20 protein-coding genes and 1 other RNA gene are annotated in these 16,738 nt (G+C 39.0%); 15 read left to right on the top strand and 6 right to left on the bottom strand.

Annotated features, from left to right (window positions below; genetic code table 11):
- Positions 1–27: 27 nt before the first annotated feature.
- From K1X76_08745 to K1X76_08725, 5 genes are all read left to right on the top strand, one after another.
- The gene (locus K1X76_08745; GenBank protein MBX7149162.1) at positions 28–369 is read left to right on the top strand and encodes an endonuclease domain-containing protein; all 342 of its coding nucleotides are present in this window, start codon (positions 28–30) and stop codon (positions 367–369) included.
- A 3-nt stretch (positions 370–372) separates the two neighbouring features.
- Positions 373–1,662, top strand: a complete 1,290-nt coding sequence (gene hemL / locus K1X76_08740; GenBank protein ID MBX7149161.1) for a glutamate-1-semialdehyde 2,1-aminomutase — start codon at positions 373–375, stop codon at positions 1,660–1,662.
- Between the two features lie 14 nt (positions 1,663–1,676).
- Positions 1,677–2,240, top strand: coding sequence for a heme-binding beta-barrel domain-containing protein (locus K1X76_08735; protein ID MBX7149160.1), 564 nt, complete (start codon positions 1,677–1,679; stop codon positions 2,238–2,240).
- Positions 2,241–2,423: 183 nt separating this feature from the next.
- Positions 2,424–2,776: a transfer-messenger RNA gene (gene ssrA / locus K1X76_08730) on the top strand.
- 175 nt (positions 2,777–2,951) lie between these two features.
- Positions 2,952–4,193 (top strand): integrase arm-type DNA-binding domain-containing protein, encoded by a 1,242-nt coding sequence (locus tag K1X76_08725; GenBank protein ID MBX7149159.1) that lies wholly within the window; start codon positions 2,952–2,954, stop codon positions 4,191–4,193.
- A 9-nt stretch (positions 4,194–4,202) separates the two neighbouring features.
- On the opposite strand, the gene K1X76_08720 is transcribed toward K1X76_08725, so the two are convergent.
- Positions 4,203–5,888, bottom strand: coding sequence for a hypothetical protein (locus K1X76_08720; protein ID MBX7149158.1), 1,686 nt, complete (start codon positions 5,886–5,888; stop codon positions 4,203–4,205).
- Positions 5,889–5,955: 67 nt separating this feature from the next.
- Entirely contained in the window at positions 5,956–6,168 is a 213-nt protein-coding gene (locus tag K1X76_08715; protein ID MBX7149157.1) for a helix-turn-helix domain-containing protein, read from the bottom strand.
- A gap of 105 nt (positions 6,169–6,273) precedes the next feature.
- On the opposite strand from K1X76_08715, the gene K1X76_08710 reads away from it, so the two are divergent.
- The 10 genes from K1X76_08710 to K1X76_08665 are packed head-to-tail and all read left to right on the top strand — an operon-like array spanning position 6,274 to position 12,493.
- Positions 6,274–6,813: a hypothetical protein gene (locus K1X76_08710; GenBank protein MBX7149156.1), complete on the top strand. Its 540-nt coding sequence runs from the start codon at positions 6,274–6,276 to the stop codon at positions 6,811–6,813.
- A gap of 44 nt (positions 6,814–6,857) precedes the next feature.
- On the top strand, positions 6,858–7,451 hold the full coding sequence (locus K1X76_08705; GenBank protein ID MBX7149155.1) for a hypothetical protein: 594 nt from the start codon (positions 6,858–6,860) through the stop codon (positions 7,449–7,451).
- Between the two features lie 53 nt (positions 7,452–7,504).
- Positions 7,505–7,747 carry an AlpA family transcriptional regulator gene (locus tag K1X76_08700; GenBank protein MBX7149154.1) on the top strand — a complete coding sequence of 81 codons (243 nt, stop codon included), beginning with the start codon at positions 7,505–7,507 and terminating at the stop codon, positions 7,745–7,747.
- Positions 7,735–8,049 (top strand): hypothetical protein, encoded by a 315-nt coding sequence (locus K1X76_08695; protein ID MBX7149153.1) that lies wholly within the window; start codon positions 7,735–7,737, stop codon positions 8,047–8,049. Before K1X76_08700 ends, K1X76_08695 begins: the two co-directional genes overlap by 13 nt.
- On the top strand, positions 8,049–9,359 hold the full coding sequence (locus K1X76_08690; GenBank protein MBX7149152.1) for a DUF3987 domain-containing protein: 1,311 nt from the start codon (positions 8,049–8,051) through the stop codon (positions 9,357–9,359). The genes K1X76_08695 and K1X76_08690 overlap by 1 nt, the downstream gene beginning before the upstream one ends.
- A 41-nt stretch (positions 9,360–9,400) precedes the next feature.
- Positions 9,401–9,700 carry a hypothetical protein gene (locus tag K1X76_08685; GenBank protein ID MBX7149151.1) on the top strand — a complete coding sequence of 100 codons (300 nt, stop codon included), beginning with the start codon at positions 9,401–9,403 and terminating at the stop codon, positions 9,698–9,700.
- 7 nt (positions 9,701–9,707) lie between these two features.
- A complete protein-coding gene (locus K1X76_08680) occupies positions 9,708–10,013 on the top strand; it encodes a hypothetical protein (GenBank protein ID MBX7149150.1) in 306 nt (101 codons plus the stop codon).
- A gap of 2 nt (positions 10,014–10,015) precedes the next feature.
- Entirely contained in the window at positions 10,016–10,543 is a 528-nt protein-coding gene (locus tag K1X76_08675; protein MBX7149149.1) for a hypothetical protein, read from the top strand.
- Between the two features lie 53 nt (positions 10,544–10,596).
- Entirely contained in the window at positions 10,597–11,769 is a 1,173-nt protein-coding gene (locus K1X76_08670) for a hypothetical protein (GenBank protein MBX7149148.1), read from the top strand.
- 40 nt (positions 11,770–11,809) lie between these two features.
- Entirely contained in the window at positions 11,810–12,493 is a 684-nt protein-coding gene (locus K1X76_08665) for a DUF4145 domain-containing protein (GenBank protein ID MBX7149147.1), read from the top strand.
- Positions 12,494–12,564: 71 nt separating this feature from the next.
- Here the strand turns inward: K1X76_08665 and K1X76_08660 are convergent, their stop codons facing one another.
- From K1X76_08660 to K1X76_08645, 4 genes are all read right to left on the bottom strand, one after another.
- On the bottom strand, positions 12,565–14,100 hold the full coding sequence (locus tag K1X76_08660; protein ID MBX7149146.1) for a recombinase family protein: 1,536 nt from the start codon (positions 14,098–14,100) through the stop codon (positions 12,565–12,567).
- A gap of 24 nt (positions 14,101–14,124) precedes the next feature.
- Complete coding sequence (locus K1X76_08655) at positions 14,125–14,586, bottom strand: hypothetical protein (GenBank protein ID MBX7149145.1); 462 nt, start codon at positions 14,584–14,586, stop codon at positions 14,125–14,127.
- Between the two features lie 338 nt (positions 14,587–14,924).
- Positions 14,925–15,821, bottom strand: coding sequence for a DNA adenine methylase (locus K1X76_08650; protein ID MBX7149144.1), 897 nt, complete (start codon positions 15,819–15,821; stop codon positions 14,925–14,927).
- Positions 15,818–16,714, bottom strand: coding sequence for a hypothetical protein (locus tag K1X76_08645; protein MBX7149143.1), 897 nt, complete (start codon positions 16,712–16,714; stop codon positions 15,818–15,820). The genes K1X76_08650 and K1X76_08645 overlap by 4 nt, the downstream gene beginning before the upstream one ends.
- Positions 16,715–16,738 lie beyond the last annotated feature (24 nt).

Below are 16,738 nucleotides of genomic sequence, written 5' to 3'. Positions count from 1 at the left end.
CCTTTTAAACGTAAACTACGTAGTGAAATGACACCGGCAGAAAATTGTCTGTGGTTAAAACTAAGGATAAAACAATTCAATAATCTTAAGTTTAGAAGGCAGCATGGCATTGGTCCTTATATAGTAGATTTTTATTGTCCGGAAAAAAGCCTGGTTATTGAAATAGATGGTGATGTTCATGGTTTAGAAGATCAGGTTGTGAAAGATAATTTTCGAGAAGAGTATTTGAAAAAATTGGGTTTAAGAATTATTCGTTACTGCAATGATGATGTGCTAAACAATATTGATGGGGTTATGGAAGATTTGTATCAAAAAGTAATACTTGAAGAACTACCCCCTGTAGTCCCCCTTACAAAGGGGGGACATTAAGATATGAAACACGAGATATCTGAAAAATTATTTACTGAAGCCCAGAAGCATTTAGTAGGAGGTGTTAACTCGCCCGTCCGTGCTTTTAAAGGGGTGGGGGGCCATCCACTTTTTATTGTTAGGGCTAAAGGGTCTAAAGTTTACGATGCCGATGGCAATGAATATGTGGATTATGTGGGGAGTTGGGGCCCGGCTATTTTGGGGCATGCCCATCCCAAAGTAATTACGGCTATTCATTACACCATGAAAGATGGCACCAGTTTTGGTGCGCCTACCACAGCCGAAATTGAACTGGCAAAAAAAGTTAAAAATGCTTTTCCGTCTATGGAACTTGTGCGCTTTGTGAATTCGGGCACCGAGGCCACCATGGGCGCTATCCGTGTGGCGCGTGGTTTTACCGGGCGCGATAAAATTATTAAGTTTGATGGGTGTTATCACGGACATGCGGATTCATTATTAGTCAAAGCCGGCTCGGGGGCACAAACCTTGGGGCAGCCCGATAGTGCCGGAGTTCCGGCTGATTTTGCCAAGCATACGCTTGTGGCTGATTATAACAATATCAACTCGGTAGAGAAAATTTTTGAGGCTCACAAAGATCAAATTGCTTGTGTGATTGTAGAACCCATCATTGGCAACATGGGTTGCATCCCTCCCAAACCTGATTTTCTAAAAAACTTAATTGAATTGGCCCATAAAAATGGAGCGCTTGTTATTTTTGATGAAGTGATGACGGGCTTTAGAGTAGCGTTGGGCGGGGCGCAGGAATTATATAACTTAAAACCCGATCTCACTTGTTTGGGCAAAATTATTGGTGGTGGTTTACCCGTGGGGGCTTATGGAGGGCGTCAGGATATCATGGAAAAAGTGGCTCCCGTAGGTCCGGTGTATCAAGCGGGCACATTATCCGGGAATCCTTTGGCTATGGCGGCGGGGCTAGCTACACTGGTGGAGCTGGAAGATAGAAAAGCGTATGCCACTTTAGAAAAATTGGGAGCTGCATTGGAAGCAGGGCTTAAAAAAGTAGCGGCTCAGCATAACATTCCTCTTGTGGTGAATCGTGTGGGTTCTATGCTTTCCTTTTTCTTTTCGGATAAACCCGTGACCGATGCGGCCAGTGCTCGCAATGCGGATTCGGCATTTTTTAAGAAAGTTTTTCACGGTTTAATTCATCAAGGCATTTATTTGGCGCCTTCGGCTTTTGAAGCTGGTTTTATTTCCATCACACACACGCCGGATGATATTGAGGCTACAATTTTTGCTTTTGATCAGGTTTTAACTCAGTTAAAAAAATAATTGGGAGGTTTACGATGACTCTGGATATTAAAAATTTGGGGCCTTTGGCTGTTTTGGCTGGTGTTTGGGAAGGTGATAAAGGTGACGATACGGCTCCTTCCGATGATCGTGGGGTAGAAAAAAATAAGTTTAGAGAACGCATGGTTTTTGAGCCCATATCCCCCGTGCAAAATCACGAGCAAATGCTGTATGGTTTGCGTTACAGTACGGTGGCCACGCGTGTGGGTGAAGTGGATGGTTTTCATGAAGAAGTAGGGTATTGGTTGTGGCATCCCAGTGATAAGCAGGTTTTAAGATGTTTTACCATCCCGCGTGGTATTGCTTTGATAGCCGGAGGCACGGTGGAGATGGATTCAACAATATGGACTTTGGGTGCCAAGCGCGGTTCTAATTGCTACGGGATCTCGTCCAATTTATTTTTAGAAGCTCAATTTCAAATTGTTCAATTTGATCAAACTCTCACCATACACGATAGCAATTGTTTTAGTTACGAACAGAATACGCAGATAAAAATTGCGGGTCAGGACTCCTTTTTTCAGCATATCGATAAAAATACTTTGAAAAGAGTGAGTAATTAAGCAATTTTAGCCCCATTGACATCTTTCTATTTACCCATTAGGGCTTGTTCAACTTAAATCCAATAAGTGTAATGATTTAAGTTGATTACAAGCGCTTATGCAAAGACCGTTAAAAATAGATTGGCTAAGGTACTAGGTTTTCCCGTCTATTCAAGTTACACTGTAATGGTTGTTCTTTGACATGGGGGCGTAACGGTTTCGACGGGATTGTAATACCCGTAAGCTGCAGGTCGAGTTGAAGGCTCTCGCTAAACGACTTCAAAAACAATAAACGCCAACGACGATGTCGCTCGCGCTGCTGCCTAATTAGGCTGCCGTTCATGGATTTGGTCTCCCAAGTCGGGTTCATGGGCGTAAACAATTTGGGATCGCTTTTGGTTTTTGTCTATGGGATCAAAAGTTAAACTAAACATGGGCTCGTTTGGGTACACCCGCTTTGGGGTAAAGGCTCAAATAAAACTTGTACCAAAGCTAAACCTGTAGACGTTTATAGTGAACTTTTTCGGACCCGGGTTCAATTCCCGGCGCCTCCACTTTTTCAAAGACCAAAGACATCCAAAGCAGTCCAATATAGTCTTTAAAAAATACGTAAGTAATTGATTTAAAATGATTACTTGTTCAAGGTAGTCCAAAGTATACTCTTGACATCCACCCCTCTTTGGGGGCATTTGTGGGGGCAACTATAGTTTTAGAAAGTGAGTTGCCCCCAAAATGAGTCTTACCGATATTCAGGTTAAAACAGCCAAGCCTAAAGATAATCCCAAAAAACCGGGAGAAAAAATAACTGATCGTCTTTTTGATGGTGGAGGTTTGTATTTAGAAGTTTCCCCCACTGGTGGGAAGTGGTGGCGATATAAATATCGTTTTGATGGGAAAGAAAAACGCCTCTCTCTTGGCGTATATCCAGATGTTACTTTAAAGGAAGCCCGAGAAAAGCATATCGAAGCACGGAAACTACGGAGTAACGGGGTTGACCCATTACAAAACCGCTATGCGATGAAAGCCGCCCGTGCCGAGAAATCAGCCAACACTTTTGAAGTGATTGCGCGTGAGTATTTTTCAAAACCATCCGGCAGGTGTAGTGAAGCCCACCAAAAAAATATTGTTCGGAGATTAGAAATTGATATTTTCCCGTGGATAGGCAGTCGACCAATTTCCGAAGTTACTACTCCCGAATTAAGTGTTGTTTTAAGAAAAGTGGAAAATCGTGGGGCTTTAGAAACGGCTCATCGATTACTCCAAAATTGTGAACAAGTTTTTCGCTACGCTATCCAAACCGGACGCGCTGAACGTAATCCTGCTCCTAATTTAAAAGGAATGCTAAAACCTCCGAAGGTAAAGCACTATGCGGCACTGGTTGAGCCTAACGCCGTAGGCCAGCTATTAAGAGCTATAGATGGTTATCAAGGTAGTTTCGTAACTAAATGTGCTCTTCGCTTTGCTCCCTTAGTATTTGTACGTCCCGGTGAGCTACGGCAAGCTGAATGGGCAGAAATTAACTTTGATACTGCCGAATGGAATATTCCAGCCGAACGGATGAAAATGAAAGAGGCCCATCTTGTTCCGCTTTCTAAACAAGCCTTAGATATTTTAAGGGAGATTTACCCTGTAACAGGCAGTGGGCGATATGTTTTTCCCGGAGAAAGAACAAGAACTCGCCCTATGAGCAATAACGCAGTTTTGGCGGCGCTTAGACGTATGGGGTTTGGTAAAGATGAAATGTGTGGGCATGGCTTTAGAGCTATGGCTAAAACAATGCTCACGCAAGTATTGCATGTACCGGGGGAATATTCTGAACAGCAATTAGCACATAAAGTAAGCGACCCATTAGGGAGGGCCTATAATCGTGCGACTCACTTACCAGAGCGGCGAAAGATGATGCAACAGTGGGCAGATTATTTAGATAAGTTGAGAGTATCTACGCAGATTGTTCAATTACAAAAAGTTCCATAGTGGTAATAATCATTTTTTAATTGGAGGCATTGGATATATTGTTTGATTACGATGATTTTTAATTTCTTTTTTTATTATATCCCAGCTCCAATTTGATGGGAAAAAATATTCAGCAGACTCATCATTAGCCAACCCTAGTTGTGCAATTTCTTTATAAAATTCATCTTGAATATAGCTAGCAATTTTCCCCTCTTTTTCTTGAGCGTTAGGGAAACTAGAGCCATATACACTTAGCATAAGACGAGACATTGATACGTAATTTTTCTTTTTATTTTCATCAATTCTTTTAGAGATTTTTTCATATAATTTATCATGCAAAACATCTAAATATTCCCCCTCTTTGTATGAAAATAAAATCCAAAAAAGATTTGTAGTATATGCCCTTGAAGTTTGATTGTTTTGAATTAAAGAAAGAGATTCTAATATTTGAAAGACGGAATCTACAATGCCGTTACCTAAACTTTTAATAGTAATATTTTTTTCGTCATCACTAAGATTATCAAGTTTGGGAGGCAATAGTTTTGAGATGGTTTCAAAAAGCATTAAAATTTGAATTGTTAAATCCTGATATGGGCTTCTATAAAATTCAACCTTATCGTAATTTAGCTCTCTGCATATTGTGCCTATGATGCTTGTAAGGCTTGTTAGGCCTACCTTTAAAGCCGAAGCAGGACAGTCTTTATGCCAGTTTATTTGTTCATTTGAAAAATAATCTATTATTGCGATTTCTAAAGCATCACAGACCTTTCTTATTGTTAGAGAGCTGATATTTTTAAGCGCCCCATGAGTACAAGGCTGAAAAATATTATAATTTGAAGTAAGAGCGGGGAAGTTAAAAATTGAACTAAAAAGAGGACGACTATAGCCTAATCCTCCATAGGATAATTCTTGGGAGAGAATACTCTCATCGTTTTCGAATAAATTTTTATATAAGGTTTGATACAAACTGTACCCACACGATGTCCAAAGCTGATTTTCATTTGCCAATCCAATTAACCTAGATACTAAACGAATGTTATTACAGGCCAAATATTTACAAAATTTTTCATCGGAACACATCTGGTCCAAAATACGTATAGCATGCTCAATAATTGGCTTATCCTTCTCTTTAACTTTATAGCGTTCATATGCACTTTTAGCAGGGCCCGGTTTATAATGGGAATCGTATTTTTTAGCATACTTAATAATTCGTTCGAGATTGTAGTCTATCACTCTACTAAAAGCGAAGTACGCTTCTGTTGTTCCATCATATAAAATTGCTTTGCAGGCAATATTCCAAACATCTCTATAGTTTCGTTTATTAAATTTCGGGATAAATTTCTTCGGGAAAAAAGATATAGGAATCATAACAACAAGCACAAAAGTTGCCGCTAAAAGACTTAGTAATTCCCAAAATGTAGGATATGAAATAAAGGGGATCGGGGTTCCGGGTATTAAGGGGATTGTTAGGATGTTTGCGACAACAACTGCCAAAATTGAAAAAGAAAGTGCAATAAAGAGAGGCTTTACAATTTTTGACCTTTTCAGAATATAAGAATGAAATAAATTACGGTCAATAAATTCACTTATTGCCATAACGAAAACTGCAAAACTTAAAATTTCGATCCAACGAACATATTGCCCTGTTACACGCAATGCATCTACTGTGGCATTACATTCTAAGCCAAGTAAGCATTTTAATGGTAATTCTTCCATGCCACTACAAATAATAAGCAATCATAAATATGCCAAGTTTTATTATTGGTAATGTTGATTTTGGAAATTATTCGAACAATTCTTTAAGAGAAACTTTTAATGATTTTGAGATTATAGATAAATTTATAATGGATACGTTTCTTTCCCCTCTTTCGATTCCGCCGATATAGGTTCTATCCAAAGTTGCGCGAGCGGCAAGCTCTTCTTGGGACCACCCCTGTTGTAAGCGGAATTCCCTAATCTTTTTCCCTATAGAAACTAAAAGAGGATGCTTTCTCATCGTAAAAGAATCTAAAAGCATTGACGACTATAGGTCTACGGACTATAAGTATCATTTTTAAAGGGGGCCGATTTTAAAAATAGCTATTATTTGAAAGGAACATTTATGAAACAAAGATCATTTTTTCTAATTATTGTAGGGTTTATTTCAGGAATTTTTTATATAACGGCATGTGGGGGCGGTACGCAGGTAAGTCGTGCGATTGCCGATGCCATCGGCAACGCCGCCGATGTAATTTTTGATAATTCAGGATCGGGTATGACAGCAACGGATACGCAAAGCGCGCTTGATGAGCTGGATAACCGACTTGACCGCCAAGAACCAACGGATTTAACCGATACCCTTGTCGGAACTTGGAGTGGCACATACTATGTTTTTGACGATCTCGCTGAAATCACCTCCGATTCCGCCACTCTAACATTTAACGAAAATGGCTCTTACTCATGCACTATTGATAATGGTTTTGGTGATTTTTTTAACGACACCACAGCGTGCGATGAAGCAGTTTCATGGGATGTGCTTGGCAATGTTATTGTGTTAACCCAAACTTCAAGCAAAATTCTTTTATCGATCGATGCCATAAGCTCCACAAAAATGAATATTAGAGCCAATGAAACGCATTGGTTAACCCTTACAAAATCATAAATATTATTATTGCCAGATATGATAAGTTGTTAAATTATTAGTCCATGGTAAATAAAGATGAAAAATATTATGAGATAGCGAGAGAAAAATTAAAGTACCTTGATTTTATTCATGGTGATGGAATTTCCATTAGCCCTGATTTTCTTCCTGATTCTTTTAAATACCTGACTAACGACAAAATGCCTCGGCATGAGGCAGTAATAAAAGCGGCAGAAATTGAATTAGAAAATGTTATTAAAAAACAAAGCCCACATAGTTTTGATCTTGCTCTTGAGCTGATTGCAAAACTTATTGAAGATGGATTTTCTTTACCTGCGTCGCTATCTGGTTGGACGGCATTAGCTTTAAGAAGCCAGGCAGGATGGAGTAGTATTCCTAAAAATAAACGGATAAAGCGCCCAAGACAACATGGGAAGGCAAAAAATCAGAATACATTGCGTAATGATATTATTGTTGGAGCGATCAAAGCATTACATAAAGCTGGTTTAACTATAGGGCATAATCACGCAACCAAAAGAAATATCCCTCAATTTTCTGCCATTAGTATAGTCAAAAAAGTATTATCAGAACGAAGGATGCCTTTAAGTTACAAGGCGTTAGAGTCTATTTTTTACAATTCAAATCCCCCTAAAAATTAGTCCTAGTAACGTTCAGGATGCATCTTGTGACCAACTAGATTTAAATTGGTCCAATGACAATCAATAAAGAACCACAACAATTATTACGTCTCCCAGCTGTCTGCCGTTTAACGGGGCTAAGCAAATCCAGTATTTATTCTTATATAGCTATGGGTACTTTTCCCCAGCCTATAAAAATTGGCCTACGCTCAACAGCTTGGATTTCAGACGAAGTTTGCAAGTGGATTGATGCTCGCATTCAATTCTCTAGAAATCATACGTATGAGGCCAAGGTGGAGAACGAATGCGGGAAATAAATATTTCTCATAATTGCGCCCGTTTATCGGCATATGCCTTGAATTTTTTTCTTAAAAATAAGGATTGTTATTACAATCTACTCAATTCGTTATGGTCTCGTGTTTTTTATATTGAATCTGAACTTGTCCGTTTAGATTTTAAAATTAAAAAAATTACCGAAAGAGAAAAACAAGAACAATATCGAATCATAGATGCCAAGATAAGTAAATGGGATCAGCACTTGGTCGCATGGCAACATAACAAATATTACGTGAAGCAATATCTTAATGAAATACTTCAAAAATTAAAGGAGGCAAAATAATGAATTTGCAAATTAACGAAATCCAAGCTTCTGATATTGTGAAAAATAAGGCTTCTTTGTTAGAAAACACATATGTCAGTTCAGATTGGCCAATATTGGCCCCGGAAGCTTTATATGGCTTAGCTGGTGAAATAGTTCGGTCTATTGACCCGTTTACCGAAGCAGACCCAGTAGCTGTTTTAGTTAACATTCTTACGGCTTTTGGTAATCTGATAGGAGCTGGTCCTCATTTTAAAGTAGAATGCCACAAACATTCACCTCGCTTATTTATAGCCCTCGTTGGGGAAACATCTAAAGGTCGCAAGGGAACTAGCTGGTCTACTCCTAAATATTTAATGACACAACTTGATCCTAGTTGGCCTGAGCGTATTACATCCGGCCTTTCATCAGGCGAAGGCTTAATTTATCATGTGCGTGATCCGCGAGTCGAAAAAAGACCAATTAAAAAAAATAATATAATCACTGGTTATCAGGACGAAATCGTTGATCAAGGCGTAACTGATAAGCGGCTTCTGATTGTAGAAGAAGAGTTAGCATCAGTTTTAAAAATGATGCGCAGGGAAGGAAATATATTAAGCGGTATAATGAGAGAAGGATGGGACACTGGCGATCTTCATCCTTTAACTAAAAATAATCCAATTAAAGCCACAGGAGCTCATATTTCAATAATTGGGCATATTACCAGCCAGGAACTATTGAGGTATTTGCAAGAAACTGAAATGGCTAACGGTTTTGCAAACAGGTTTATTTGGTTTTCAATTCGACGCTCTAAAATAATTTCGAATCCCAAGGGCACTCCACCCGATATTCTTACTTCTCTTACTCACCGTACCTTACAAGCATTCGAAAGAGCTCGTCACATTACATATATGGAAAGAACTCCAGAAGCAGAAACCTTATGGGAGCAAGTTTATCCTAAATTAAGTGAAGGAAAGCCTGGTATAGTGGGAGCAATTCTAGGTAGAGCTGAGGCACAAGTCATGCGTATTGCATGTTTATATGCATTATTTGAGGGCAGGGCTGAGATTGCACCAGCTCATCTTAAAGCCGCTTTAGCTCTTTGGGACTATTCAGAAGCTTCGGTGAACCGGATTTTTGGAAATAAAACAGGAGATGTTACTGCTGACCGTATAATGGAAGCCTTAATTAAGGGGCCAATGACAGAGACAGAAATTTACAATCTGTTTAACAAACATAAAGCATCTCATGAAAGAGAGCGCGCTCTCAAATATTTGGAACAACAGGGAAAAATAAGAAAGCGCATGGAAGATACAGGAGGCTGTCCAAAAACCATCTGGGCACGCGTATAAAGCGTAAAAAGTAATTTTTACGCTTTTCACGCTTAACACGCATGAGTTATTTACAATTAGCAAAAAAATTTGAAGAAAATATACCGAATAAAAATATCACGTCCGATGATTTTTGTAAGCTTGGGGTGGCTATTTTACTAACCTCCAATAAATATGGAGATTGTTGGATTATCCCCAATATGAATGTACGTACCTGCCTTGGAGAAAGTGCAGTTACATTTTTGCCTGATGAAATAGAAGTTCTTCAAAAAATGGATGAAAAGTCTATCAAGGGTGTTTTTCTAGTAAAACGAAGCGGCTTTGGTGGCTCAACGCTTATAGACCACAAACTTAAAAATTAAACTCACTATGGTTCAAAATTGCAAAGATACTTTTGCCAAAGAATCCGACGGAAAAGTTGAAGTAGAACTATATGATAAATCGAATAATATACTTAACCCCACCCCCCTTTCTAAAATTGATTTACGTGATGCTCATGCTATTCGCCGTGAGATGGCAAGCGTTTATCGGGATGCTAGGGCAAGAACGCTTGATTCTAAAGAGGCTAGTCGGCTTGTTTATATTCTCGACATGCTTCGCAAAGCATTTGATACCGGAGAGCTTCAAGAAAGGCTTGAGTTAGTAGAGCGCACTTTAAATAGTAGGAGGCTATAGCTATGAGGGATGATTCCATTACAAGGGGATATAAAGGGCTTACAAATAAAGAAAGAGCCATATTAGCTTTGCATCATCTTTGCGAAGAAAATGAGCTTGAATACCAACGTATTGAGTCTGCCACCCCATGGAAGCGTTATGATTGTTTAGACTTTGAATATCGCAATTGGCTTGATGGTATTTTTCATATGGCAAGTTTTTGGGCTATTGAACATTGGAAGTTACGTACTCAACAGGCCGCAACGTGGGGATTATACTTTTCTTTAAATCAACGAAGCAAAAACAAAGAGATCGATAATATATCGGAAAAAGCTATTTTAATAGAATCGTGTTTGCTAGCCCTTGATAAAGCTTTAGAAAAAGTGTGCGAGGTACATAGATTAGATATTTCGATGATTAGAAGAGTCGCTGATACAGAAAAATTTGCATCCGTCTTCCCAGGCCTTCCTTCAAATATTGAATATATGGAAGAAATGAGTTCATATTTACTCAAATGCTTACCTCTAGGTAGAATAGAAAATAGTTCTTAAACTAAATTAAAATTCGTGGAGATTCTTAAAAGGAATAGGAATAATTGTTTATTATGGAAAAAGTACCTAAAGAATTCGAAAAATTAAAAAACAAAGTTCAGAAAGAAATGGCTCCAATTAAGCCAGCCACCAAAACAACGAAACCCATTAAAAATATTTTGAAGGTCGTAAGATTAGCTACCCATGAAAAACTACCAAATCATTATTTAATCTATTTTTTATTGGTAGATTTTTTAGGTTTTAAAAATTATGGGCGATTTGAAAAGATTGCGTGGTCAATTCCTATTGATTTTCATGGGCAAGGCTATGTTATCGAATATAGAAAATTTGGTGTCGGTATTTTTGGAGATGAAACTAAAGAAAGTAAAATTCATGCAGAACAAATTGTTTGTCTGATAAATAGAGGCGTGAAAGTTGCTCAAATATATTATGACTGGATTGCAGATAAAGCCGTCAAGGAATCTAAGCTTAATGTACATAATAATAATTATGATTTATTTTTTAGGTATGATTTTTTTCGTCAACAATACGAAAGTCTTGTCAATAAAATATCGGAATTAGAACAGGAGACCCGTCATAATAGCAGTACGCCGCATGGTATAAATTTTAGTATATATAATGAGAAAATAGAGACAGAAAGAAAGGCAAAGTGGATGGCTATGGCTACTATAGACGCCTTCTTTAGCTGGACGGAGCATATTTTTATACTCATCGGTATTTTATTCGGAAGGCTTAAAACTGGCGAAGATATTTCAAGGTTAGCCACTAGTAATTGGAGGGATAAATTTAGAGCCGCTTTCGATTTATCAGATGAAAAAAGTAAAAATTTTTATGATTCATTTACCAGTATTAGGGAGCAAGTAAGAAATTATATTGCTCATGGCGCTTTTGGAAAGAAAGGTGAAGCATTTCAATTTCACTCAAGCGTAGGAGCAGTCCCTGTTTTTTTACCCCACCACTCAAATAAAGATGTGTATAGAATAAATGGTTCGTTAGATTTCGATGAGTCAAAAACATTACATATTATTTCTGATTTTATTGAATATTTATGGTCAGGAAAAAGAAAAATGGCCAAACTATATATTGTTGATGCAGGACTGCCTTTAATGCTTACATTGGCTCAAGACAGTACCTACGAAAATGCTCTTAATTCATTAGAAGAAATGGAAAGGTTAATCGAATATCTTTCGCATGAATATGATGTAGCCGCAAATATGGACTGGTAACAATTTACATATGTATTTAAGAAAGGTATATAGCTTTTCTATGTCAAAAAAAGAGATAAAATATACAGATGAGAATATTGAGTGTCATCATTGTGGAAATGCGCCTATTATGCAATTTATTGGTAGTGTAGAGGATATGAAAATAGAAGGTGGAATTGATTGCGCTCCCTATGAATACGGGGATACATATGAAACACTTAAATGCCCCGTGTGTAAGGAAGTGACCATTAGAAAATACTTTTGGCATGATGGCTATATGGAGCCGGGTGAGCATACAGTGGAATATATACACTTATATCCATCTCCCAAAAAAATTCCTGTGGGACTGCCAGTACACATAAGTCGTGCATTAGCCGCGGCAGAAAAAGTAAGAAATATTGATGCTAATGCTTTTGGTGTGCTGGTCCGACGACTACTTGAACTAGTTTGTATTGATAGAAGCGCAAGCGGAAAGGATTTAAAAGAGCAACTAAAAGATTTGTCTTCTAAAGGTGAAATACCGGCAAATCTCGTTGATGTTTCTCATAAACTGCGCATTTTAGGAAATATTGGTGCGCATCCAAGCATAGGTGAGCTTTCTCAAGCAGACTTACCTATACTTAGTTCACTATCTAATGCCGTTCTTGAATATGTGTATAGCGCTCCTTATTATGCGCAAATGGCAGAAAACGCAGTATCTCAAAAAAGAAGTAAACTTGATGATTCAAAAGAGCTAAAAGGATAAATTTAGGGGCAACTTTGGGGGCACCTCTAAAAATTGAATTACGAATTCTTTAAGGATACCGGTAAGATAGTTTAAATGTTCAATTCCCGGCGCCCTATTTTGAAACGTTGGCCGTCGGATTCGGCGCAAACCCTGAAAGGGAGCGAGAGTCCTGCGGTTCCAACGCCTGTTTCAGGGTCAATTACAATCGGACGGGCAAAAACCATTCTTTGAACTCTTTGTTTTTGAGAAAAATCACCGCTGACCCAGATTTGATGAGGGTTTTTCATAAATTCAAGCACGCGATCTAAAGCGGTTCCAAAATCAGCACGGCGGGTCTGTAGTTTTTCTAATTCAACTAAAGCTTCTTTTCTTTCAGTCTCCAGTTGGTCAACTTTAGCCTCTAGTGCCTTTTGAACTGTAGGACTTTCGGTTTTAGTGATTCGGTCAATAATGCTCTCAATTTCATTTTGTTTTATGGCTACTTTCTTTTCCATTTCACAGGAATATTGGGTCATACTTTCCAATCGATTACTGTAGATCTCGCTAGTGATCTCTTTTGTCAGTGCCAAGATTTGCGGACTCGGAATCACCTTTTTGAGACCTTGTTCAAAAACAGTTTCGATAACTTCTTTACGATGACTTTTATTGGCCTCGGGGCATTCCCCTATTTTGTTATTGCAGCGATAAAAAGCATATTTCCTATTTCTACCTTTTGACCAACTGGCCGTCAGTGGCTTTTGACAACAGCGACAAAGCGCAAAGCCACGCAGGGGAAAATCTTCATCTAAATCTTTACGGAAAGGATTTTTCGCCTGTTCTTTGAGCTTCTTTTGAATTTTCAAAAACATGGCCCAAGTGATTAATGCCTGGTGCTTAGCTTGTATGCGTTCAATGCCCCATTCTGGTCGTTCAATCACACCCGCATAAAGTGTTCTGACCAAGATGCGTTTGACCTGTTCAAGATAGACCTTTCTGAATTTCCCGCGATGGCAAAACCTTTTGGCATTCAAGTAATTTTGCACGTCGATTTGAGATAAAAATCGACCTTTTGCAAAACCTTCAAGGGCTTCACGGATAATCGTTGCTTTGGGTTCATCAGGTGCGATGATTTTTCCGTGTACCGGATCCTTGATGTATTTGTAACCAGGTGGCGCTTCAAAAACCCAATAACCCATTTCCATGCGGGCCTTCATGCGTTTGACCACCTGAAGACGATTGGAATTGCGCTCATATTCGGCGACACCCGCATAAACGGTTTCGACAAGTTTTCCTTCAGGGGTGTCTTCAAAACGGTGGGAGGGACTTTCCAGACGTGCCGCCCGTGAATAAACAGCAGCTTTCAATTCAAAGTGACCTTCAACATTGCGGGCAAAGCGTTTGATATCATCGATGACAACAACGATTTCTTCAGTCGTGTTTTCTAAGAATGTTAAAAGGGCCTGCATCCCAGGGCGATCGGTGATGCCCCCTGATACGCCTTCGTCACGAAAAACATGGATGACTTGATAGCCCTTACTTAAGGCAAAATCACGGCAGCTTTTTTCTTGCCCTTCCAAACCATGGCCTTCGCGGACTTGTTTATCCGATGACACACGACAATAAATGACTGCCTTTTGCTTACCCATATGATTTCGCCAAACAAACCCATTTTAATTTTCCGTCACCGGTAACGGCTCACGGCATTGTCTCAATTCCTTAAAAGCACGATACAAGCGATTTTCCACCGTCGTGCAGTAACGTTCAAAAATTTTTTCACATTCCTCAATATGTCCAATACGAATCAGTGGGCTCCATCCCTTCTTTTTGGATTCCGTCATGCCATGATGAATGTAATGAGACTCTGCTTTATTGAGTCGGTACAATTTGAGATAATGCAAAGCGATTCGTTCGATAATGATTTCTTCGATACAAGACTCAGGTTTGAGTTCTTCAAACAAGGCATCAACATAGTTTTTGAAAACATTATCTTCATAGTCTGCAACAAGATTGGCCAATATGCCGTGCTTGCGAGCATTGAAACGCACGGTAGCCTTGCCTTCTTCGCTCTTAACGCCTCCTTTGAGAGCGTTTTGTTGGTTGGCGATCTGTTGTTTCTTGTTTACTTCTGTCATAAGAAATCAGATTTGAAATCGCATCGCTGTTCTGAAACACCTCCTCAAAAAAATCATCGACGCATTTGCTAGCAATACCTTCAATGGCATCACGAATTTCGATAACCTCTTCGTCGGTCAAATCGAGTCCATCGAGTAAGCGCCGACATGTTTTCAGATCCAGCGACATTCCAAATCATAATCCCTAGCACTGCAGCGAATAATAATCGCATTTGCAGTGCCGGTTGAGTGATCAGAAGTCCCCATGACTTCATGATTCACCTTTACTTATGATTTGGCCGAAAAGTGGCGTTACGTTTGGATCTGAAAAATCAAAATCAAAATTTTAAAAAATAAATTCAGTTAGTTAACCAGCTTAAATCTCGTCCAATCAACAATTCGGTCATTTGTGCATGGTGTGTATTCTTCATGGCAATTGGCTTTGTCTGAAAACCATGTCTATTGGCCAGTTCATGTACTTCTTCAGCGTTATCGTAGGTCATCAAAAAATCTCCACGAAGTGCCTTGCAGAACCCAAATAATTTCTCATGATCAATTTCACTATATTTGTATAGTCGTGAACCAGCCCTTTTACCTCCAGCAGTGTAGGGTGGGTCTATAAAGTAAACAATATTGGGTTTGCTACAGTATTCAGCCATAACTTGAAAGGCATCGGCATGGTAAAAGCGGATATATTTTGAAACAAATTCTATATTTTGAATTCGTTTGGCAATTGTTTGAGGGTACCAACGGGAGTGGATCCCTTTTCCATTCTCGCCATTTTTGATAATTCCCGATCCTTCCGCGAGAATACCCCCATGATTAATCCGGTTCTTCAAAATTGTCTGAAAAGCCAGCTTACGTTTTGATGTGGAACGTTGAGCCAGCACTGTTTTTACTGTTTCATGATTCAAGGTAAAAGAAAGAATTTCTTTAGCTAACCAATCCGCATTTCCATTCAGAATTGATTCCCATACAGACGCAATCTGTTCATCTAGTTCAACCATAATGACTTCATTAGCCAGCCTTTCAAAAGCAGTAGTTAAACTAATAATCCCCCCACCAACAAAAGGTTCAATGAGAGTTTCTGGTTGAGCATCAAAACTTTTCATCCAACGACGGAACAAAGGCACTAACCACGTCTTGCCACCAGGGTAACGGAATGGGCTTCTTTGAGGTACCGAAGCCACATTAACGGGTTTGACGGTTTCTTCCGTTTTAAATTCTTCGAATAATTGTAATTCCATCATCGTCATGATTTTTCAAATGGGTTTTCTATGGTTTGATTATTTGGTGGCGTTTCTAGTTTTGCATCTACCTTGGATTGAATTTGGCGTAGGAAGTCTTCTACTTTTCCAACTCTAGGCTTGGTAATTTGGGAAAGTGCCGAATCAAATTTTGTATAAACAATCCTCTCACGAAACAGTTCATAGTGTTGACCTTCTTGCATAGGAGGTTTTACGTCATAGATGAGCCATACAATATCAGCTTTGTCTTTTTTGACTTCTTGCAGATGAGGCAGTGTCTCAAAAAAACCTTTATTCAAGGCAACCGCAGATTTTTTACCCCACGCATTCAAAATTCCGCCCTTGAAAATCAGTTGAGGTGCCAGCCTTTTACGAGAAGATGAAAGATAATCAGGGCGAGGGTAATTGACTTCGTTTGTCCAATCAATATTCTGATTTGATTTAGGATCTTTCATGTATGACTCAAATGGATTGCGAACATTTCCCGAAATATAAACTGCCTGAACTTCTAACGCTCCGAAGTCATAAACTTTACCCGCTTTGTCATAGGCACACAAAACGACATCAATGTTACCTGCAGAACCACCATCGGCATCTTTGAGGCGAACTTCAGTTAGAGTCGTCCACTTGGCCCCTTCCCCAAAAAAGAAGTCGGCCGCATCATCGGCAATTAACCAATTCTGTCTGAATCGAATCGGGCAGGTAATCACAACGTCCCCATTGTGAAAAACACTGCAAACACCAAGAGGATCTTGAGCTTTGTCTTTGGTGCAATTTGGAATTTTATTGTTATAGGGACAAAGTCGTTTGTCTCGATGGCGTTTTGCATTTGAGCTGAAGTCTATTGTCGTAAATCCAAAGACCTCCGCCAATGGATTTTTGCCAGTTTTGTTGGGTTCCATATAACACCTAACTATTGATATTTA

The sequence above is a fragment of the bacterium genome (assembly GCA_019695305.1).
In the GTDB taxonomy this organism is placed as follows: Bacteria; UBA10199; UBA10199; order UBA10199; family JAIBAG01; genus JAIBAG01.
This window is presented reverse-complemented; position numbering and strand designations above follow the sequence as displayed.